The organism is Bengtsoniella intestinalis (assembly GCF_039719005.1).
GTDB classification, from domain to species: domain Bacteria; phylum Bacillota; class Clostridia; order Oscillospirales; family Oscillospiraceae; genus Oscillibacter; species Oscillibacter intestinalis.
Window position 1 is genome coordinate 1,477,385 of the sequence record NZ_CP133584.1, and the last position, 21,025, is coordinate 1,498,409.

19 protein-coding genes and 1 other RNA gene are annotated in these 21,025 nt (G+C 50.8%); 3 read left to right on the top strand and 17 right to left on the bottom strand.

The genetic code is table 11. The annotated features are described in order from the left end of the window. Positions 1–18 precede the first annotated feature (18 nt). From RFF05_RS07245 to smpB, 17 genes are all read right to left on the bottom strand, one after another. Entirely contained in the window at positions 19–291 is a 273-nt protein-coding gene (locus RFF05_RS07245; RefSeq protein WP_409969694.1) for a hypothetical protein, read from the bottom strand. Continuing rightward, positions 281–1,213, bottom strand: a complete 933-nt coding sequence (locus RFF05_RS07250) for a plasmid segregation actin-type ATPase ParM (protein WP_409969695.1) — start codon at positions 1,211–1,213, stop codon at positions 281–283. Before RFF05_RS07250 ends, RFF05_RS07245 begins: the two co-directional genes overlap by 11 nt. Beyond that, positions 1,210–1,764, bottom strand: a complete 555-nt coding sequence (locus tag RFF05_RS07255) for a hypothetical protein (protein WP_409969696.1) — start codon at positions 1,762–1,764, stop codon at positions 1,210–1,212. The genes RFF05_RS07250 and RFF05_RS07255 overlap by 4 nt, the downstream gene beginning before the upstream one ends. Further along, on the bottom strand, positions 1,761–2,168 hold the full coding sequence (locus RFF05_RS07260) for a synapsin-1 (Synapsin I) (protein ID WP_409969697.1): 408 nt from the start codon (positions 2,166–2,168) through the stop codon (positions 1,761–1,763). The genes RFF05_RS07255 and RFF05_RS07260 overlap by 4 nt, the downstream gene beginning before the upstream one ends. After that, positions 2,119–3,081, bottom strand: a complete 963-nt coding sequence (locus RFF05_RS07265) for a ParB N-terminal domain-containing protein (RefSeq protein ID WP_409969698.1) — start codon at positions 3,079–3,081, stop codon at positions 2,119–2,121. The genes RFF05_RS07260 and RFF05_RS07265 overlap by 50 nt, the downstream gene beginning before the upstream one ends. After that, positions 3,078–3,410 (bottom strand): single-stranded DNA-binding protein, encoded by a 333-nt coding sequence (locus RFF05_RS07270; RefSeq protein ID WP_409969699.1) that lies wholly within the window; start codon positions 3,408–3,410, stop codon positions 3,078–3,080. Before RFF05_RS07270 ends, RFF05_RS07265 begins: the two co-directional genes overlap by 4 nt. Positions 3,411–3,514: 104 nt before the next feature. After that, complete coding sequence (locus tag RFF05_RS07275; RefSeq protein WP_409969700.1) at positions 3,515–4,534, bottom strand: hypothetical protein; 1,020 nt, start codon at positions 4,532–4,534, stop codon at positions 3,515–3,517. 112 nt (positions 4,535–4,646) lie between these two features. Then, on the bottom strand, positions 4,647–10,262 hold the full coding sequence (locus RFF05_RS07280) for a collagen binding domain-containing protein (protein ID WP_409969701.1): 5,616 nt from the start codon (positions 10,260–10,262) through the stop codon (positions 4,647–4,649). Positions 10,263–10,349: 87 nt separating this feature from the next. Next, the gene (locus RFF05_RS07285) at positions 10,350–11,174 is read right to left on the bottom strand and encodes a stalk domain-containing protein (RefSeq protein WP_409969702.1); all 825 of its coding nucleotides are present in this window, start codon (positions 11,172–11,174) and stop codon (positions 10,350–10,352) included. Positions 11,175–11,343: 169 nt separating this feature from the next. Further along, a complete protein-coding gene (locus RFF05_RS07290; protein ID WP_409969703.1) occupies positions 11,344–11,577 on the bottom strand; it encodes a DUF6809 family protein in 234 nt (77 codons plus the stop codon). A 100-nt stretch (positions 11,578–11,677) separates the two neighbouring features. Continuing rightward, positions 11,678–12,424, bottom strand: a complete 747-nt coding sequence (locus RFF05_RS07295) for a class D sortase (RefSeq protein WP_409969704.1) — start codon at positions 12,422–12,424, stop codon at positions 11,678–11,680. Further along, positions 12,421–13,290 carry a hypothetical protein gene (locus RFF05_RS07300; protein ID WP_409969705.1) on the bottom strand — a complete coding sequence of 290 codons (870 nt, stop codon included), beginning with the start codon at positions 13,288–13,290 and terminating at the stop codon, positions 12,421–12,423. The genes RFF05_RS07295 and RFF05_RS07300 overlap by 4 nt, the downstream gene beginning before the upstream one ends. Before the next feature lie 38 nt (positions 13,291–13,328). Beyond that, the gene (locus tag RFF05_RS07305; protein ID WP_409969706.1) at positions 13,329–14,261 is read right to left on the bottom strand and encodes a DUF3991 domain-containing protein; all 933 of its coding nucleotides are present in this window, start codon (positions 14,259–14,261) and stop codon (positions 13,329–13,331) included. A gap of 84 nt (positions 14,262–14,345) precedes the next feature. Beyond that, positions 14,346–14,669 (bottom strand): hypothetical protein, encoded by a 324-nt coding sequence (locus tag RFF05_RS07310; RefSeq protein WP_409969707.1) that lies wholly within the window; start codon positions 14,667–14,669, stop codon positions 14,346–14,348. A 401-nt stretch (positions 14,670–15,070) separates the two neighbouring features. After that, positions 15,071–15,435, bottom strand: a transfer-messenger RNA (tmRNA) gene (gene ssrA, locus RFF05_RS07315). A gap of 84 nt (positions 15,436–15,519) precedes the next feature. Beyond that, positions 15,520–16,041 (bottom strand): peptidylprolyl isomerase, encoded by a 522-nt coding sequence (locus RFF05_RS07320; protein WP_409969708.1) that lies wholly within the window; start codon positions 16,039–16,041, stop codon positions 15,520–15,522. A gap of 2 nt (positions 16,042–16,043) precedes the next feature. Next, positions 16,044–16,484 (bottom strand): SsrA-binding protein SmpB, encoded by a 441-nt coding sequence (gene smpB, locus RFF05_RS07325; RefSeq protein WP_409969709.1) that lies wholly within the window; start codon positions 16,482–16,484, stop codon positions 16,044–16,046. Between the two features lie 1,145 nt (positions 16,485–17,629). Here smpB and RFF05_RS07330 point away from each other — a divergent pair. The 3 genes from RFF05_RS07330 (at position 17,630) to RFF05_RS07340 (ending at position 20,932) form a co-directional block, all read left to right on the top strand. After that, positions 17,630–18,175, top strand: coding sequence for an NUDIX domain-containing protein (locus RFF05_RS07330; RefSeq protein ID WP_409969710.1), 546 nt, complete (start codon positions 17,630–17,632; stop codon positions 18,173–18,175). A 127-nt stretch (positions 18,176–18,302) separates the two neighbouring features. After that, complete coding sequence (locus tag RFF05_RS07335) at positions 18,303–19,013, top strand: response regulator (protein ID WP_409969711.1); 711 nt, start codon at positions 18,303–18,305, stop codon at positions 19,011–19,013. A 158-nt stretch (positions 19,014–19,171) separates the two neighbouring features. After that, positions 19,172–20,932 carry an ATP-binding protein gene (locus RFF05_RS07340; RefSeq protein ID WP_409969712.1) on the top strand — a complete coding sequence of 587 codons (1,761 nt, stop codon included), beginning with the start codon at positions 19,172–19,174 and terminating at the stop codon, positions 20,930–20,932. Positions 20,933–21,025: the final 93 nt, after the last annotated feature.

Below are 21,025 nucleotides of genomic sequence, written 5' to 3' on the forward strand. Positions count from 1 at the left end.
AGATAAATTTCCCCCTTTCTAAAGAGAACGCAAAAAGCCGAGGACATCATCGCTGACGTCCTCGGCCTTGGGTTCGGGTATTTGGTTGATTGGATATTGCAGTGTTGCCAACTCCTCACGGATAATCTTCCGTAACAAATCCTCTGGAACGGTGTTTTCTTCCTTCAAAATCAAAGAGCACACCAACTCCGTGCGCTGACCTTGGGGAATGGCAGACAGGGTTTCCCAGACCTTGCGGTGGCGAGGGTTGCGGAGGTTCAGGGAGAGGTTCAATCGCTGTCTATTTGCCATTGCCCACAGCCCTCGACATCTGCCCCACAAGCCGTTCATAACCCTTTGCGTTTAACGCCACGTCATCGAGGATGATGGGCTGACACAGGGGCGACACTGGGGGCAAGTGGCGTTTGAGGAGGTTGGCACCGCCACCGAGGAATACGATGGGCATGGCACGGGCATCCAAGCCCGTCTCTGCGATGGCAGACAATAGCTTTTGAATGTACTTGCCAGCTTCCGTCTGGATGATTTTCTGGGTGTCTGGGGTCAAATGCCCCCCTTCGCCACGGAGGGCATACTCCATCTGGGCGGTGGTGAGAGACAGTCCAAGGTTGCGACGCACCTGTTCGGCAATCTCATCCAGACAAGAAATCATCCCCAACTCCAAGCTACGACAGGTAGCAGCGTTGGGGATGCGGTTGTCCAGTCGCATAAGATCCACCGTCCAGCCACCAATGTCGGCAACAATGACAGAGGGTTCATCCAACAGACTGCTCTGGGTGAGGATGGCGGAATAGCCCTGCGGAAACAGGCTCACCTCGCTGATGGTAATGGCATAGCTGACCCCTTCATAACGATAAAAGACAGCTTTCCCATCTCGTAGCAGATAGTGCTTGAAGGACTCCTTATCTCGACCAAAGCTGGTGAGGGGCAATCCTGCGGCGAGATGGACAGTGGCGGTGGGGTCACACCCACGGAAGGTCAGTTCCTTGGCGATGGCAGCGAGGGTAAGGAGGTAGTAGTCCTCTGTAGCTGTTTTATCTTTTTGGAGCCCACCTCGGCTACTGCCTACCACATAATATTTTCCACCGATTTCAAGGACATCCTTCTGGGTGTATGGCTCGTGGTCATAGGCGGTGAGCCCACTGGGGAAAGTGCAGTGGGTGGTTTTCATGGCGGCATAGCCATGGTCAATGCCAATGGTGATGGTGTCGCTCATCGTGCATCCCCTCCTCGCTTGGGGGTATGTGGGGTGCGCTTGGGGAGACAATCCACCTCAAACTCCTCTTTGGTCTGGATTTTGAAGTCCTTCCACTGCCAGAAATGGACACAGAAAGAGCCATCCCCACAGTCGATGTCTCGCTGTTCGAAGCCCTCGCCCCAGCCGTCAGAATATTGTCCAGCGCAATATTCTTTCAGGGCAGACAGTTCCTCACGGGTCAGCTCTGCTTTCAGCTTGCACACTGTCACGCCGTAGAGCTTGCCGTCGATGGTTTCCACCGTAGGATGGATGGAGTGGACTTTGTCATCCACGCTTTCTAAACCGTGGTAGTATGCCATCAACCCTCGCCCATTGTCGTCATACATGGGTTCTTTGGCGATGCGTGCCTCAATTTCTTCTTGGAAGTTTGCCAAATCCTCGGCATCCAACTCCTCTGGCTGGTCGTAGTCATAGCCCTCCTCGTAGTCCTCCTCGAACAGGGGCTGGTCACGGGTGTAGTCGCCAGTGAGGGGACTGTATAGCTTCAGTTCGGTATATTCTTCGCTCATGCTAATTCCTCCAATCTGGGCATTTTGAATCGATTTAGGCGACCCATTCTCTTTTTCACTTGATAGATGGAATTGTCCAGCCCTGCCATCTCCACGCTCAGTCGCTTATCGATTTTTTGCAGGACATTCTGGTCATTGCAACAGTCCAGTACCACATAGGTGCGCCCAGAGGAGAGGAGCGCTCTGCTCCCACCCTCATCTCGGAAGCTGGCCATCAGCCGTTGGCCTAGTCGTTTGCGATAGCTGTGCTGAAGGGCTTCTGGGTCGCCAGAGACATCATGGCGCTTGAGAATTTGTGCAATTTCCTCTGAGCTAATGCTGAAATCTTCAGACAGTCGCTCCAAAATTTCGCACTCAGCAGCTGGGGGTAGGTTCGGTTTCTGATAGTGTCTTGTCTCTATCATATTGGTTCCTCCAATCGGTTGGGATGATGGTTTCACGGAGAATTTTCGAGATGGTGAGGAATTTCTCTGCAACCTCATCGGCTTCGGTTGCGCCCAGTTCCATCTCATCGGGGGTCATGCGACAACAATCCACCCAGTGGCGTACAGTCTGCTCGGTAGGCTTTAGGTCAATGGCCATCTCGAAGGCTTTGATGAAAATCTTCGCAATTTTAGTGGCCTCATTGATCTGGCGGTCGCTCTCTGCCAGTTCGTCCTTGCCACGCTCTAAAATCATGTAATCCTGCGCAGCCTGTTCACGCTGGTCCTCTGGCAGTTTTTCCAGCTCACGCAACATCTGATAGGCACGGTTGATGGAGATTTCCTTGTTGTCGAGGGCATCTCGAATGACCTGTGGAGCAGAGTCATCAATCTTCATGACTTTGCCCATGGTGCGTTCGCCAATACCTACGGAATCAGCCAGTTCTTTTCTGGTGCTACCAAGAGGAAGGGTTGGCAACGTTGCCAACCCTTCCTTAAACTCGCCTTGACCGCCGAGTGACATATTCTCTTTTGCCCTCGCTTCAATGTCGGGCCGAAGTTTCAGGGCAATCTTGCCCAGTTCCCACATCTCCAGATTGCGGCGACCCTTCTGGGTCTCCAACGCCCATTCCTTGGCTTCCAGCAAGTCGGAAAACTCAAACACCACCAGCTTGTAGGGGATGCCCAGTTCGGTGCAGATGCTCTGGCGGTTGTGTCCGTCCACAATCACCATGTCTTGGTTGACGATGATGGGTGCGTAGCAGCCGTTCTGCTGAATATCGGCAGTGAGGGCAGACAGGGATTCTTCACTCAGCGCAGGGAGAAAGTCTCGCATTTCATCCAGAATGACAGGGGTTTGCTGGTCGCTGGTGTACTCGGTTCCTGTGTTTCTCATTCAGTAGACTCCTCCACAGGACGACGAGAGAGGAACTCCACCTGATTAGCTTTCACAAGAAAAGCAGGGGTGTTGGAACCCTCAATCTGGATGGTCTCGAAGTCGCCAACGACCAACAGCTTGCAGCCCTTGTAAGCATACTGGGCGCACAGCTCTGCCAGCCTGCCGTAAACCTTGGCAGAAATAAAATCGGTGTAGGGGTTGCCATCTTTGTCCTTGTATCGGTGATCCGATGCAATGCGGAGGGTAGCATAATGCTTGCCAGTGGTCTCATTGGTCTTGAGGACAACATCGCCAGTGAGGTTGCCCAGTGCAGTGATTTTTAACATAGTTTTGGTCTCCTTTTTGTTGTTAGAATAGAAAAAGGCCCCGTGCTTCACGAGGAAGCACGGGGCGGTTGGGGGGTGTTATTCGGAATATAATCTTCGAGATACTATTTCGAATCAATATGGTTGGTTTTCGTATGTTTGGATCCGTACACATCATTTAAGAGTCGTTGTAGTGCATCGTTTATATTTGAAATAAATCGAGTGTTGTAATAAACATTAGGAACATTTTCAACAAACGAACTATTCGGTGTCAAAGGTAATTGGTACTGGAATAGTTCCTTCTGCGCATCATATAACATTTTTGTGACAACTGCTAAATTTTTGCTTTCTGTACTAAGGTATAACTCTAGGTGATAGCTCAAATTTGACAGACATTTCTTTGTTCGATTCACCTCATTTAGTATAAACTGGGCATCTTCATGCACTTTTCGATTCCCAGTAAAATAACTAATATCAGCGAATGCATTGCCTAATTCCAGCACAGAGTGTAAATGAATTTCCATATATTCTCCGAACAGATTTTCAACTAATTTCCTGTAATTACATATAACCTTTTCGGTAGACGTTTCTTGAATTGTTTTTATTTCGTCAGAAGATAAATCGTCATAACTATTTTCTGAATTAGCATGTAATAATGTGTTTAATTTATCGAAGGATTCATGGTACTCTCTGTATGAGCTTGTATCTTCAGTGGTATGATTTAACAATCGGCCTATTTCTTCTCGTTCTGCTCGTTTGTATTCGTTCTTCAATTCCTCGTGAAAACAATCGATTATTAATTCCGCCCCATATTTGGGGTCGAAAATTTTCAAGTTGTAAAAAAGTTTTAGAAATACCTGTGTTTCTTGAACGTAGCGTTCAATAGCTTGTCTTTTTTTAACTCGATATTCAACACCATAAATAATTACTGTCAGCAAACAACTTGTCAACAACCCTCCGAAAATCAATTGCAGAAACAAGAGCAATCTTTTCCAAAAGGATAAAGGGCAGATACTTAAAAGGGATTCAAAAACTAACGGAGGAATTACTAATGAAAAGTCGACTAAATATAATATCGTAGTTGCGATAAAGGCAACAATGAATACCGCAGCTAAACAGCGCAAAGCGAAGCACTTTTCCCTCATTTCAACCCTCTCTTTCTATCACATTTGTATTCATTGATAAGTGTGTTATTGTTTTCATCATACCACACCCTCTGCCGAATTGGAAGTGTTCATTCGACAGGGGGCTATTCACTCAATACCCAGTACGAGGTAGCGTCACGGGCAAGCCATACACCGAGGTCACCCAGCGGCTGACATTCTGAATCCATTGGTCATCGTAGAGACCGCCTACTTCTGCCACGTTGGTGAAGCTGGTGCCACCTGTGGCGGCGCTGTTGACGGTGCCGTAGAGACTGGGGGCGGTGGTCTGGGTGAAGCCAGCGGGCGCCTGTCCGAAGACAAACATAATCTCCGTCACTCGCTGGTCGCTACCCAAGCCCAAGGCTTCTGGGCTTGCCAGCAACTCATAGTTTTGTAGGGTGGACAGGTTATCTGCCAACACCAGATAATCGCCGTCATTGACACGGTATACGATTTTATAGGTGCCAGTGAAGTTGTAAGTGCCAGTGGTGACGGTCTGCAGCACGAACTCCCAAGGGAGATAATCTCGCCAATAGAAGTTATTCAAACTCACGCTAGAGGTGTTGGCGATGCCAGAGAAGGTGTAGCGGATGGGTTGTCCTGCCATCACTTCATAAGGGCCAGTCTTGGCGATGGACACCCCAGTGGTTAGGCTATCGTTGGTGATGGACACACGGGCAATCTGACCCTCATATTCCAGATAGACGGTGACCGTTTCTGTGCTGATGGAGTAGTTGTCGGGGGCTTGAATTTCACGGATATAGTAGGTGCCCAGAGGGAGTGGCTCAGACACTGCCAGACCGTTGCTACCAGAGACGATGGTGTCCACCAGTGTGCCACTGCGGTTGTAAATCTCGAATACCGCACCTTCTAGGAGGGTGCCAGCGGCAAGGCCGTTGGTGGAGTTGTAGTCTGCGGATGTTTTGATAATCTGAATTTGTCCTAAGATGGGGGTGTTCTCCCAGAGGATTTCGGGGCTATACCCATAGCGGACGGTGACGGTTTTGTACTCGCTGTCGAGGATGTAACCCTCTGGTGCGGTGATCTCACGGATTTTGTAGCGACCATCGGGAATGTCGTCGATGTAGACGTAGCCCCTGTGGTCACTGGTGTATTCGCCGATGGGATTGTTGCTAGAGTCGTAGACCATGAACACGGCACCGTACAGCCCCTCGCCAGTTTCGCTGTCCACTTTGCGGATAAGGATGTTGGACATCTGGCTATTTTCGATGGTGAGGGTAGCGGTTTCTCCTGCGGTGACCTCTACATTATAGGGGGTGTCGTCGAGGATATATCCATCCGCTGCTTGGGTTTCCACCACAGTGTACCAGCCGTTTTCTAGCCCAGTGAGGTAGATTCTGCCGTTAGAGTCAGTGGTGTAGGTGCCAATCAATTCACCGTTCATGTGGCTGATTTCAAACTTCACACCAGAGATGCGGTCACCATCTTCAGCATCCGTCTTGGTGATCCGCAGCCCACCCATGGGGTCGTTTTCAAAGGTCAGCACATAGGCGTCCCCCTGCGAGAGCTGGATGGTCTGGGGTGTCTCGTCAAGAAGGTAGCCATCGGGGGCGGTGACCTCCTGCACAATGACCGTTGCGTTATGCTCCAGTTCACTGATGGTGATGAGACCATTGGCATCCGTAGTGTAGTAGCCATTGGAGTTGCCCACCACGGTGCCATCGGAATAGGTGACCTTGAACTTGGCACCAGAGAGCATTTCTCCTGTGACAGAGTCCTGCTTCATAATCACCAAATCCGCCATTTTATAGTTGCGGAAGTCCACCGTCACCACAGCCTGTTCATCGCCAGAGATGTAGACGGTCTGGGTGGCGGTATTCAACTCGTAGCCAGAGGGTGCCACCACTTCCTCAATGACGTAGGTGCCGGGCTCTAGTCCTGTGACGGTGACGGAACCGTTGGCGGAGGTGGTGTAGCGACCAATGACTGTGCCGCCAGTACCGCTGGTACCGCTGAGATAGCTGATTTCAAACTCTGCACCAGCCAGAACGATGGAGGAGTCCTCCGCATCTCGTTTCCAAATGACGATAGCAGAGAGGGGGATGTTTTCGAAGGTCATCTCGGCATTTTCATTGCCAGACAGATGGAGTTCCTGCACCAGAGGTTCGGCAAGAGAGTATCCTGCCGCTGGCTCAAGCTCGGTCACGGTGTACCAACCTTCGTCCAGTGCCAGTAACTCGAATTGTCCATCGGCATCCGTATAGTAGATACCGAGGTTTTGTTCCTCACCTGTACTGGTCTTGCTACTCTGGTAAGTCACAGAGAACAGTGCCCCAAGAATGGGATCGCCAGTAATGCTATCGATTTTATTGACAGTCAACGTGGGCTGGCGGTCATTCTCAAAGTCAAGAGTGTAGAGGAAGATGTTATCATCCATAGCTACCTCTACCGTCTGGGGGGTGTCATTTAACACATACCCATAGATAGTGTCCACCTCAGTAACAGTGTAGGTGCCAATCTCCAAGTCCTCGATGAGAATTTCACCATTGCTGTCCGTTTTGAAAGTGCCAATACTGGTGGTATCTCGACTGACCTCGAAGGTTACACCCTCCAGAGGGGTACCATCGAGACTGTCGGTTTTGGTGATTAACAGGTCAGAGCGTGGCACGTTCACAAAGACAAAAGGAGTCAGCGACTGCCCATAATACATCTGGGCTTGCTGGGTGTCAATTTCGGCATCATGGTATCCATCGGGCGACTGGGTTTCGGTGACATATACCGTCCAGCCGTCATTGGTGTCGTTGCCCAGATATCCACCGTACTGGTCATAGGTGATGGTGAATTGACCGTTCTCATCTGTTGTCCAACTGCCAATGTGGGTAGCATCAATGGTTACATCAAATGTGGCACCCTCCAGCAATTCATTGGTAGTTGAACTGCGCTTTTCCACGATGATGGCAGGATACTCTGCGTTCGTAAAAGTGAAGGAGCAAAGTTTCTGCCCCAAAATCATTTCGTTAGAGAGGGTGGTAATGTCGCTCATTAAATACCCATCGGGGGCGGACAACTCGGTGGCTGTCACCGTCCATGAAGTCTTGGACTGGTCAAGATAAATGCCATAATCCTCGTAAGTCAATGTGATTAGGCCATTTTCGTCAGTGGAAAAACTGCCAAGGGAAGCGGTGTCCAATCGCACCTCAAAGACTGCACCAGAGATGGGCTGGTTATCGTTGCTAGAATCCAGTTTTTCAATTTGGATGGTGGGGGCGGCGTAGTTGGAGAAGGCAAAGCTGACGAGCCCTTGGTTACGGTTGAGGATTGCCGTCTGTGTATTATCTGCATTTAAGAGATAACCACTGGGGGCACGGATTTCCTCTACTTCTACCACCCATTCATTGTCGGTGGTGACACCCAAATATTCGTAGTAATCTGCGTAGGAAATGGTGATTTTACCATCAGAGCCAGTGATGAAATAACCCATCACCTGTGTGTCAATGCTAACTTTGAACAACGAGCCAGCCAACGCACGGTTGGTATCCGCATCGGTCTTGTAGATTTCAATTTGGGGATACTCGTAATCTCCGAATGTGAAGGAGGCCACAGTCTGTCCACGGACGACGGTTAACTCCTGCTCGTCAACATCGCTGATGCTATACCCAGACGGTGCATCTGTTTCGATGACTTTGATAACCCAGCTGTTGGCAGTGAGGTCGAGGTGGTTGCCGTAGTCATTGTAGTTGAGGGACACAATGCCATCCTCATCGGAGTAGTAAGTGCCAATTTGGGTGCCGTCAATATAGACCGCAAATTCCGCACCAGCCAAGGGTAGGCCAGTAGCAGAGTCGATTTTAGCAATCTGGATTTCGGGGATTGGGTCATTCACAAATTCCAATGTCGCAAGGGTCTGGCCCTTTTGAATTTCAGCGGTGATGACGTTGGTATCGCTCATCAAATATCCCTCTGGAGCCTGCACCTCAGTTACGGTGACAGTCCAACTATCGTTGGCACTGCTCAAATATTCGCCATACTGGGCATAGCTGATAGACGCCACGCCGATGGAATTGGTGGTAACTTGCCCGATGCTGGTGCCATCAATTTTCACATCAAAGATGGCACCAGACAGCCCCAATCCAGTTGGGTCAGACTTTCTAATTTGAATATCGGGATAGTCGTAGTTAATCATGGATAGATAGTAGGTGTCGGTGTTCACGTCCTCAACATCCACATACACGCCGACGTAAGGATTGCTAGACATGACATATCCACTGGGGGCGGCAACCTCTTTAAAGATGTAGTAGCCAGTTTCCAAATCATCGAGAATGATGGTGCCTGCGGTTTCTGTGGAAATCAAAGTGCCGTCTTTGTAAATTTCAAAGGTGCCACCGTTGATAACGCTACCATCCGCATCAATCTTGGTGAATTTAATGGTGTTTTTCTTGGGGTTTTCATATACAAATTGCCCTGCATCGTTCTGCTCCCATTGCTCTGTGTCGCTGTTCCAAATACGCTCAAAGGTGATGGTCTCCACAGTCGCATCGGAGAGCGAGTACCCAGCAGGGGGTGAGGTCTCAGTGACGGTGTAGGTGCCAGGCGCAATATAATTGTCCTCGGAGCTGTCGAGCCACTGGAGCTCAATCACACCGTCCTCGTTGGTCACAAGGTCATAGGTTAGGCTACTTTCAACTTCTTTCAAACGGAAGGTGGCCCCAGCCAGAGGTTCCCCAGTGGCTTCATCCAGTTTGAGGATGATGTATTCAGTGGGAATTTCAATTTTTGTGTTGGTGATGGCACTGCCATTGTTGACCCATGCCGCTGTGGATGCGCTGTTGTTGGTCTCGCTGGATACACTGACGGTGTAGGTCTGGGTGCTGGCGGTGTAGCCAGTGGGTGCCTTGGTCTCCACTACGGTGAGGGTGGTAGATGCACTGGATAACGAAAGCGCACCAGACACAGCATAGCCTGCGGAATTGGTGGTCATGGTAGCCAGTGCAGTGGTGCCCTCATAAACGGTAAATTCGGCACCACTCAAAGGGGAGCCACTTTCGTCTGTCTTATTGAGCTGGACGTAGCCCCAGTATAAATTTTCTTCCAGTGTGTAATCAGCAATCATTAAATTCTGATTGACGGAATTGTTGGTCTCGTAGACATAGAAACTCCATTTGCCGTAGTCGCCCTTGTTATAGCCAGAAACGATCATTTCCAGCAGTTCGATGGATGCCTCCAACGTGTGTTCGGTACTTGGGAATACTTTGGTGAGGGCGGCCACTCGTTCCTCTGCTGCCATGGTAATCTGGTCGGGGTCGGTGGGGTCAGTAAATATCCCTGCTTCGGTCAACCAGACCACAGCGTTGACCCAACCCTGCACAGATTGGATTGTCGCATCAGACCAACCACTCACCCTAGCCCCTGTCAGCATAAAGGCAATAAAAGGGGCGGCGGCATAGTTGGTGCGTTCTTCAACATAGGTATAGGTGTCGTCCTCGTCCAGCCCGTCACCATGCTCTAGGCAAAATGCGTAGCTACTGACGGATTCACCACCGTAGGTATAGGTACTGCGGATGGTGCGGATATTGACGTTGCTTTTGAGATTGTCCGAGTAATATTTGCCTAGCCAATCATCGTCATTGTTGTATTGCACCTTCACATCGGTGGGGGCGGTGCTACCGGTCTCTGCGGCATAGGCCACTGTCATGGGGCTGAATAGTCCCAGCACAAGTACCATAACGAGAAAGAGAGACAGCCATCGCTTTGATACGGTCATTGTCATAAAAAAATCCTCCTTGAATTTTTGTTGGAAAATAAAAAGCAGCCGATTTCAACTGAGAAATCGACTGCTTTATGGGTTGATTAAGTTTTAGTAATATCGGTATATCACAGAGTCGGGGTATCGCTCCAAAGCGACCGAGAGAAGATACTGAGCATCAATGTAGACCATAGCATTTGAATTGCCACTCATGGTGTTGATATACATTCCGAGAGAGTTGGTGCCCACCCCCGAAACCACCATCCAATGTCCTGTGTTGGTGCTAGTGTTTTTGAGATACAGGATGTCACCTATTTGGGCTTGGGATAGATTCGTGAAGGTCTCCGTTGGCTCACAGTCCGTACCGTACAGGATGTCACGCACCATGTAGGCATAAGAGTTGCAAGCTGTGTACCCATTGTACCAGTGGAGGTCGCCATCGTTGTACGTCGCTCCCCAAGAGGTGTCCTGCGGATAGAGGATAGCCACCTCATCCAGCATGGCTTGGATATTTTCCTCTGTGGGGTCTTGTCCATTGGATAACTTGCCAGCGATGGTCTGGTTGGTAACGGTGACTTGGTACGAGGTTTTGGTATCATTGCTAGAGAGGTATGTTTCGCTGACCATTTCTGCCACCGTCTGAGGTGTGCTGTCCACCACCACTGCATCGTCTGCGGTGTAGGGGCTGGTGCTGTCGATGTCTACCCTCTGCTCCGTGCTGTTCCATGATACGTCAAAGCCTACGGCTTCGCCAATGTCACGCAACTTTACGAAATTGTTGCCATTGATGGAATAGGCGGTCATTTCCACCGGTACTCCATCCACATAGATGGGTTGGCTAGACAGTTCTGCGATAATGCCACTTGCGATGGCTGGGGTTGCTCCGAAGATAACTGCCCCTAGCACCAGTCCTGCTGCGAAATCTTTCTTTTTCATAGTGTACCTCCTTCAAAATTCATCTTGGTATCAGTAACACTATCACAGGTGATTCAGATTGTCGAGGGGTTTTCCCAAACAGTTAGGGGGTGATACCCATTCGCTCACTCCCAAACATCTGCGAATTGGCTGTCACCTTTTATGAACACTTCTAGCATCAGCCTAGCACCTAGCTTATAACCTTCCACGAACCGTGTTTCCCCCAGATGCTCTCCATGGTCATCCATGTAGATAGAACTTTATCCAGCAGTTCTTTTTCCTCTGGACTAATGGTTTCTCTTAGGGTGTCTACGGTGCTATCCAACATGGATAACTGCTTTGCATAGTCACTACCTCGAACTACAGATTTGTTGGCAGGGTCGAGATTGCCGTGGTAGAGTGCCTGTATGATTTTTTCTTCCATTGTCGCTCACCTCGTTTCTAGCACAACACACTACCATAGCGGTGGCACAATAGCCATCACCACTATGGACAAATTTGTGGCGATAGAATTGGGCAGAAAGCTACACCTCCACAGCCGTCACCACCCAGCGGTACTCTGATTCATCCATCACGCAAGTGACCAATGTAATCTGGTTTCCACTGGTGGCGGACAGCATGGAAGTGTTGGTCTCCAGCACTTTGCTCACACTGGTGACGGCGTAGGTGCGGCTGCCCATGGCGGTTTCTAGGGTGATGGTGTTCCCTGTGGTCAGGGTGTGAATCAGCCCAAAATGATTGGTGACACCACGGTTGTGTCCTGCCAGACAGACGTTGCCACTCCAGATGGAGGTGGTTTCAAAATGCCCTGCACCCAAGGCGAGGGAGTCGCTGTCGGTGCCCTCATAAATGGGAACGCTCAGCCCGATGGAGGGAATGGTGAGGGTGCCCAGACTGCCGTTGGCGTCATACATCCAACTGCTGACCGAGGTAAACACTGGAGAGGTGCTAGTGCTATAAGTGGTGGTAGCGTATGTGGTGGTGCTGACCGCCGTTCCACTGACGGTGCTGGTCACGCCCCAAGTGGCGGCGTAGGGATTGAGGAGGGTGCCCACTGTGGCAGATGCCGTATAACCCATGTTGGGCGGTACCACCGCTGTGTCCTTGCTCAAATTTTGGTTGTTGCTCTCGGTGACGTAGATGGTGTCATCCGAAGTGGCTCTGGCGAAGTCCGCTTGATCCGCACCAGAGATGGTCATGTCGTAGGCGCTGGCTGGCAGCACCAGAAGTGCAGACAGCATCAGCGCCATGAGTAGTGCTTTTAGTCTCATGTAGTCCCCCTTTTTCGTTTGATGAGAAGGTACACACCGTAGCCTAGAATGAGAACCGTTGCCCCACCGCCTACGATGTAGAAGATGGTGTTGGAGCTGTCATCTTCACTGGCTGCGATTTCTGGGAGTTCCACCACTTCTTCAGCGGTCACAGTGCCACCAAACATGGCGGTGTACTCCACGATGTCCACGTCAGTTTTTGCCACCTCGCCAGTGTAGTTGGCGGTGACGGTGTAGCCTGTGGCGTACTGATAGGTGGAGGTGCCTGTATAAGTCGCCGTGGCGGTGTATCGGGTGACCGTGCCGCCAATACCATCGCTCTGCAAACTCTCCTCCCACTGAATGTCAGCGAGGTCAAGGGTTCTGCCGTCCTCCTCCACCGACTTGGGGATGAGACTCAAATCACTGTCCGAGAGATTGGGGTAGGTGCGCGTGGCGCTGTGGTCACGGGTCCCAGTGGCATAGCCATCGGTGACAATCTCCACCGAATCAACATCTAGAGCAAGGGTGCCCACATAGCCATCCTGCGTAGTCACATCCAGAGTGGGGGATAGTTGCGTGAGAACGGTGTCGGTGTTATTGGTGGAGCTGGCCTGTGTCACCGATTCGGTGTGTTGGATAACGTCCACGCCCACGGTGTCAGTGCGTGTCACGTCCAGTAGGGTGTAGGTCAGACCGTTGCGCTCAAAGTCATCGGTGGGAATAAGGGCAGGGTCATCGGTGCGAGATAGCTGATAGGTTTTGTGGATGCGGTACTCCTCGCCAACGGTGAACTCCTCCACTGATGTGGGGTAGAGGGCATTGGTGGCAAAGGCTGTGGTCGCCAGCATGGTGGCAACACAGAGGGTGATTGCGAGTCTTTTCATTCGACATTTCTCCTTATAAATATTGTATTGTGGTTTGGCTATCGCCCCCTTTCTTGGGGCTTACTTTGTTTTTGGAGCCACTCGTTCCAATCCTTTCCTTGGGCTGGCTCTTGGCTGTCCACGGTGTAGCCCAACCCCTCGTATTTGGCAGTCAGTTCAACCACAGCCTTGCGCCCCCAGTGGTCAGCATCTAGGCAGAGGGTGATATGGCGAATGTGGGGATGCTCCTTGAGGTATCGCTCCAATGCCCCATCGTACAGCCCACATAGAGCAAGGGCGTTGCTAGTGATATGGCGGTTCAGCGTCAGATAGGACATGAGGTCAATGGGGGCTTCAAAGACAAAAAGAGTGGGGTTGTCTGGGGCGCTGCCCAGTGGAAATGCTACGGTTTTGTCACTGCCACTCACGTCACCTCGAAAGGCTTTCTTGCCCATATCGTAGGTACCACGTTGAGTAGCAAAGGCTGGTTCGCCTGAGCTATCTCGACCAATAAACACACAGTTATGGTGAGGGTGGCTCTCGTAGAGAAGCCCAGCTTCCAAAAATCCACGGATGACTTGAGGGGCGATTCCTCGCTTGCGAAGGTAGGCGAACACCCTGCGGTGGTCGGTGTTTCTTTCTGGCAGGGTGAACGGTGGCGGAGGCTCTTTCGAGGCCACACGAGGGGACACAGGGGGCAACGTGGGGGTTGAGGGGCCGTCACGGATGTAGCCGTTGAACCCCAGCAGATAGCGGACGGCATCGGGGAAGGTCATGTTCTGAAAGTGTTGCAAGAAGGTGATGGCATCGCCACCCACACCCTCGGAGTACCGTTTCCATGTCCTGCGATTTTTAATGCGGATGCTATCCATCTCGGCAAGGGTGTGGTACCGTCCGATGGGCTTGACGTGATAGCCAAGGCTGGCGATAAGGTCTGGGAGGTCGGTGTCTTTGGCGATGGTCATTTCCTGCTCGGTGAATTTGTCGTGCATGAAAGTTCTCCTTGAAATGAAAAAAGCCACGGCTGACAGTCCAAGTTGTTGGAGTGTCAGCCGTGGCTTTTAAGGGGTGTGTGTTTAAGCGGTGGGTTCTGCGGTGGTGTCAGCTAGTGCGGTTTCAATGAGCCCCAGCACGAAGTCTCGCTGAGTCAGCTTCTTGCCAGTGCGTGCGGTCTCCAGTTCGAGGTGGGATTTGATTTTCTGGAAGAGTTCCTCGCTGATTTGAAATGCCATCGTTCTAGTGTTTGCCATGTTGGTACCTCCATTTTCTTTTTGTGTGTAGTAGTCGGTGAGTATCTGGGTGATGTACTGGGCGGTGGTGAGGCCGCTGGCCTCTCGGTTCTGGCTGATTTTTTCGTGCAGTTCTAACGAGATGGCTGCGCAAAGGTTTTTGGTTTCCATAGTGGCTGACCTCCTTGTTTGGTGATTCGCAAGGCAAGTATAAGCCTAAAGTCTATGGAAAGCTATTCACTAGAACCACCAAAGAACCGCCCCCAACTTCGTGGAGAACCAACAGAACGAAAAAAGCCCTAGATTCTGGTTAAAAACCGAAAATCTAGGGCAATTTCAAGGTATTATTATGGTTGTTGAGGCGAAAGGGATGTAAAAGAGGGGTTCGACTCCCACCAACTACGTCTTTTGCCTGTTTGCATCCATTTTCACGTTAAATTTTTTTCACGAGAGACAGGCGATTTCATCCGAACTTTTTCGATGTATTTATCGCTATTTTCCTTGTTAAAATACGAAAACACCACACTCTCGTGTGGTGTTTTCTGTGGCGCATCTTTTTTGGCCACTAAGTCTGGTGGAGATGAGGGGAGTCGAACCCCTGTCCGAAAGCACTTTAACAGGATTTTCTCCGGGCGCAGACGGTTATTTTGGGAGGCCGAACCTCCCTGTTCCCTTGGTCAAAGGCAAGCCGTCACGCCTATGACTTCGGTGAGCTTCATGATGTGTGGCGCAGGCAAAGCTTACTGCACGCACATTTACCACTATTCGACGCCCTTCTTAGCCCGTGGTCCCTCTAAGTCGGACGGCTGCTTACTTAAGCAGCAACTGCAACAGTATTGTTGTTAGTTAATTTATAAAAGTTGCCCATTTTATGGCGGTTAGGCGCCGCCGCCCGCTGATCCTGCCTCCACACCCCCGTCGAAACCAGTACACCCCCATGTTTAAGGTAAAAGGTAATAAGGAATAGTGAAAAGGTAGGTTGTGTGGGACGGATGTGAACATCCGTCCCACGGATTCTATCTTATTTCTTTTCAGGTGCTGGGTAGTCTACGCCTTGACAATCGATACGGATGGAGGCGATGCCAATTTGGTTGGCAGGCTTGTCATTGCGGTCAGTTTTCACTTCAGAAATAGCCACGGCAATGTCGGCACCTTCGGTGATTTGACCGAAAGCGGCATAGTCGTTGTCCAAGTGAGGCGCAGGTGCCACCATGATGAAGAATTGGCTACCAGCAGAGTCTGGGTCCATGGCGCGCGCCATGGACAGCACACCAGTGGTATGCTTCAAGTCGTTTTGGGTGAAGCGATTACGAGCGAATTCGCCCTTGATTTGGTAGCCAGGGCCACCCATGCCAGTGCCATTGGGGCAACCGCCTTGGATCATAAAGCCAGGGATACAACGGTGGAAAATCAAGCCATCATAATATTCGCTGTTGGCCAGGGAAATGAAATTGTTGACGGTGTTTGGAGCCTTGTCAGGGTACAATTCGCCCTTCATGACGCGGCCGTCATTGAGGGTAATGGTGATAATGGGATTGGACATAATTATCGATTCCTTTCTTTCATGTGACGATCCATCTCCCGTTTTGCATCGCGCTGGGCAGAGGACTCACGTTTATCATAATTTTTCTTGCCTTTGCAAACACCCACTTCTACTTTTACTTTCCCGTGCTTGAAATATATACTCAAGGGAATCAATGTGTAGCCGTCTTGTTTGACCATGGCAAATAATTTACGGATTTCTTGCTTGTGCATCAACAATCGCCGCACACGAATGGGGTCTTTGTTGAAAATGTTCCCCTGTTCATAGGGGGAGATGTGCATCTGATGAAGAAAAATTTCCCCATCTTTGATGCCACAATAGGCTTCTTTCACATTCAATGTGCCAGCACGGATGGATTTTACCTCTGTGCCGAAAAGCTCAATGCCAGCCTCATAGCGGTCTTCCACAAAGTAATCATGAAAGGCTTTGCGGTTATGGGCCATGGTTTTAATGCCTTTTTTCTCCGTGGAAAACACCTCCTTTTACAGACTGCACTCTAGTATAGCATAGATATGGGGAAGTTTCAAGTCAATAAATGTGACATTATTCGTCTGTCTGGTGGCAAAGGTGTTTTGCCTAACGAATCGTTGGTTGGATATGGTTTTTTCCCACTGCTGTGGGGGGCGCTCGCCACGCAGGGGCTTTTTCCCACTGCCGTGGGGGCTGCTGCCGCAGGGGCGCTCGCCGCGCGGGCGTTACTTTGCAAAGATGCAAAGTAACCAAAAATCTTGCACGTGGCGGCTGACCACTTGTGGTCAGCCGTCTCACGTGCTCCCATTTTATACGGATGGTGGGTATGAGTGGGTGCGGTGCTATTGGGGCATCTGGCTCACACCCGTTCGGCTTTTCGTGTGGGATGCGCGAACCAACGCTGTTTGCTGCCGCACGTTTCTCGTACGATGACATGGGAACACGCGTGTGAGGTGCCTAAGGTTGTGGACGTCGGTTGGTGCAGTGGCGCTGGGGGGCGCTGACCTGCGGTCAGCTTGGGTTGTATGCAATGGTGTTCCTTGTGGGGGTGACCTGCGGTCAGCTTGGCTTGTATGCAATGGTGTTCCTTGTAGGGGCGACCTGTGGTCGCCCGTCTTACCCAGCGCCACCAATCTACACCGCCCATCACAACCGAGGCACGCCAAAGAAATGGCACCATATCAACCGTATCTCCCCCACAGGGCGAAGCCCGAAAGGTCATGCAAAGTCAAATCAGGCCACTCGGTGCCGGTCAAGAGCGCGTGGCATCCTAGCGATGAACCCCCGTAAAAAGCCCTTTTTTTCACTCGACCGCAGTCGTCGTGAAAAAATCGTTTTTTGGTTCTTTTTGTCGATACAAAAAGAATGCCCCTGCGGCAGCAGACCGCCCCGTAGGGGCAAAATCCAACAATTCAGCGTAAATCGAAAAACGGACGCCCAATGGGCGCCCCTACGATGGGGTGGAAGGGAATGCCCCACCAGCAAGACACCGCCTCGTAGGGGTAAACCCCATGTGAAACCCTGTTGCAATTTTCCTATTTTATGCTACAATAGACTAGATAGAGTATATTCTACCCAACACTGTTTTTGACTAGACATTTGAAAGGAAACTTTGACAATGGACTATTTAGATTTAACCGAAACCACCTTAACCTGTGAGGAAAAATTCACTGGCACCATCCTCAGCGTCCACGTGGACACCGTCAGCCTGCCCAATGGCAACACCTCCTTCCGCGAAGTGGTGGAGCACTGCCCCTGTGCCGCTGTGGTGGCCTTGGACGGCGACAACAACCTATTGATGGTGACCCAATACCGCTATGTGATCAAGCAAAACCTAGTGGAAATCCCTGCTGGCAAAATGGATGAAGGCGAAACCCCCTTCCAAGCCGCAGAACGCGAATTGCGTGAAGAAACTGGCGCCATTGCTGGCAAATGGGACTATTTAGGGATTTACTATCCTGCCCCCGGTTGCTACGGCGAACTATTGCACCTGTATCTGGCTCAAGATTTGACCTTCACCGCCCAAGACTTGGACGACGACGAATTTGTCACCGTGGAAAAAGTGCCCTTTGACACCGTGGTGGGGCAAATCATGGACGGCACCATCACCGACGGCAAAACCATGGCCGCAGTGCTGAAAACCAAGGTGCTGTTGGGACTGTAAATACAACTAATAACTAAAAGCGAATAGTGAAAAACTATCCACTGCGGTGGGGAGTCGCTATATCCGTCCGCAGACGATAGTTTTTCACTCTTAGTTCTTCGTTTTTAGTTTATATAAGGAGGAACCTATGACTGAGAAAAAAACCGTTCTCATTGTGGAGGACGAAAAAAACATTGTAGATATTTTGCGCTTTAATCTGCAGCGTGAAGGTTACCAAACCATAGAAGCCTATGACGGTTTAGACGGCTTGACCAAGGCACGCACCCAAAACCCAGATTTGATTTTACTAGACGTGATGCTTCCCAAAATGATTGGATTTGACGTGTGCAAAACCTTGCGCGATGACGGCAACAACGTGCCTGTGATTATTCTCACCGCCCGTGAAGAAGAAACCGACAAGGTGTTGGGCTTGGAAATCGGCGCCGACGATTACATCACCAAGCCTTTTTCCATGCGAGAACTGCTGGCACGGGTGAAGGCCAACATCCGCCGCACCGCCATGGTCGCACCCACCGCCGCCCCTGCGTCCACGGCTCAGATTACCCTCTCTGGTCAATTGACCATCAACACCGACACCCACCAAGTGTACCGTGAGGGAAGCCCCATTGACCTGACCCAACGGGAATATGAACTATTGCTGTTTTTGGCCACCAACCACGGCAAAGTCTTCTCCCGTGTGGACTTGATGGAACAGGTCTGGAACTACGGCTACGTAGGCGATGATGCACGAACCGTGGACGTAACCGTCCGCCGTCTACGAGAAAAAATCGAACCCACCCCAGCCACCCCAGTGTACATCTTAACAAGACGTGGCGTAGGGTACTATTTTGGGGGGTAAATTTGAAGTAAAAAGTAATAGTGAATAAGTAATAAGTAATGTGTCGCCGTTGGCGACGGATTTAAATTTGTCGCCAACGGCGACACCTCACCTTTTCACTATTACTTATTCCTTATTACTTTAACAACGGAGGTGACCTTTTGTTTCGCAGTTTACATATGAAATTGATGCTGATTTTGCTACTGCTCATCACATCGCTGATGGCAGTGGTGGGTGCCTTTTTGACCACCAGCGTCTCTAGCTTTTACATCGACAGTTTTTACCAGCAAATGAACGAAGTGTTCGGCGAAAACAACCGCGCCTTCGTGTCCTCGTTAAAAACAGAAACCGCCCTCACTGGCAACACCACCAAAATGCGAGAAATGATTGAAGTCAGCGCTGGTTTACTGGGCATTGACAACCGCTCTCGCAACTATTATATCTTAGATGAAAACGGCAACTTCCTCACTGGCTCTGACCAAGAGGGGGGCGAAAATCTTGCGATGAGCACCAATCTGCTCATCGCCATGAATGCCCTTGCCCAAGGCAGCTCTGCCGTGGGGGACACCAGTGACATCACCGCCGCCTTTATGGATGTGGCCATCCCCATCGACACAGGAGACGACGGCTACATCATCTATATTCTCGACGACAAATCCACCATCACCAACTTGAATGAACAACTGTTTGTCATCATCATGCAGGCGTTGCTCATTGGGCTTTTGATCTCCGTGTTACTCAGCGTACTCCTATCCAAAACCATGGTGGGCCCCATCGAAAAGCTAACCGCTGGGGCAGAACGCGTGGCCAGTGGCGATTTTGAAGAGGAATTACCTGTGGAGTCCAACGATGAAATCGGCATTTTAACAGGCACCTTTAACGAAATGGCACAGGTGCTACAAACCACGCTAGACGCGGTGGAAAGCGAGCGCAACAAGCTGGACACCTTATTCCTCCATATGTCTGATGGCGTGGTGGCCTTTGACCACACGGGAGATTTGCTCCACTGCAATCCTGCCGCCACCGCCCTTTTGCAACAGCCAAAAGACCAAACCCTCCGCTATGAGGGTCTCTTTGACCAGCTGTACCCCTTTGAACAAATGGTGGCGCTCCAACGCAGTGACTATGCCGAAGGGGAATTGACCATTGGACAGCGGATTTTAGAATTGTATCTGGCACCTTTTGCCGACGGGCAAGAAGGCGGCGTACTGATTGTGCTCCACGATGTCACCGAGCGTCACCGCCACGAAGAACGGCGGCGTGAGTTTGTGGCAAACGTGTCTCACGAATTGCGCACCCCCTTGACCAACGTCCGCAGTTACGCGGAAACCTTAAAGGACAACCCCAACGACATCCCCCCTGATATGATGGACAGCTTTTTGGGCATCATCGTGGGGGAGACGGACCGCATGACCCACATTGTCCAAGATTTGCTCACCCTGTCTCGGCTGGATTCTGGGCAAAGTGAGCCTAAATTTGAACCCTTCTCCTTTGGGGACGCCATCGATTCTGTTTACAAGGCCAACGCCTTGGAGGCCAAGCGTCGTGGCCATACCTTAACCTGTTGCAATGTATCCAAATTGCCCACCATCGACGGTGACCGCAACCGTTTGGAACAGGTGATGATGAACATTTTAAGCAACGCCATCAAATACACCCCCGACGGTGGCAGCATTGCCGTCACCGCTGGCACCACAAAAAACCATGTGTGGATGGAGGTCAGTGACAATGGCATCGGCATCCCTGTGGCTGACCAAGGCCATATTTTCGAGCGGTTTTACCGTGTGGACAAGGCGCGCTCCCGTGAGTCTGGCGGCACAGGGCTAGGACTGTCCATCGCCCGTGAAATCGTCACCCGTCACCAAGGCAACCTCCGCCTCGCCCCTCACCAAGGCCCTGGCACCACCGTACGCTTGACCCTGCCCATCACGCAGGGGTAAGGGGTACCCAACGCACACATCCTGTAGGGGAGCGCATTGCGCTCCCGTCCCCCAATAGATGGTGCAACCCATGCGGGAGCGCAATGCGCTCCC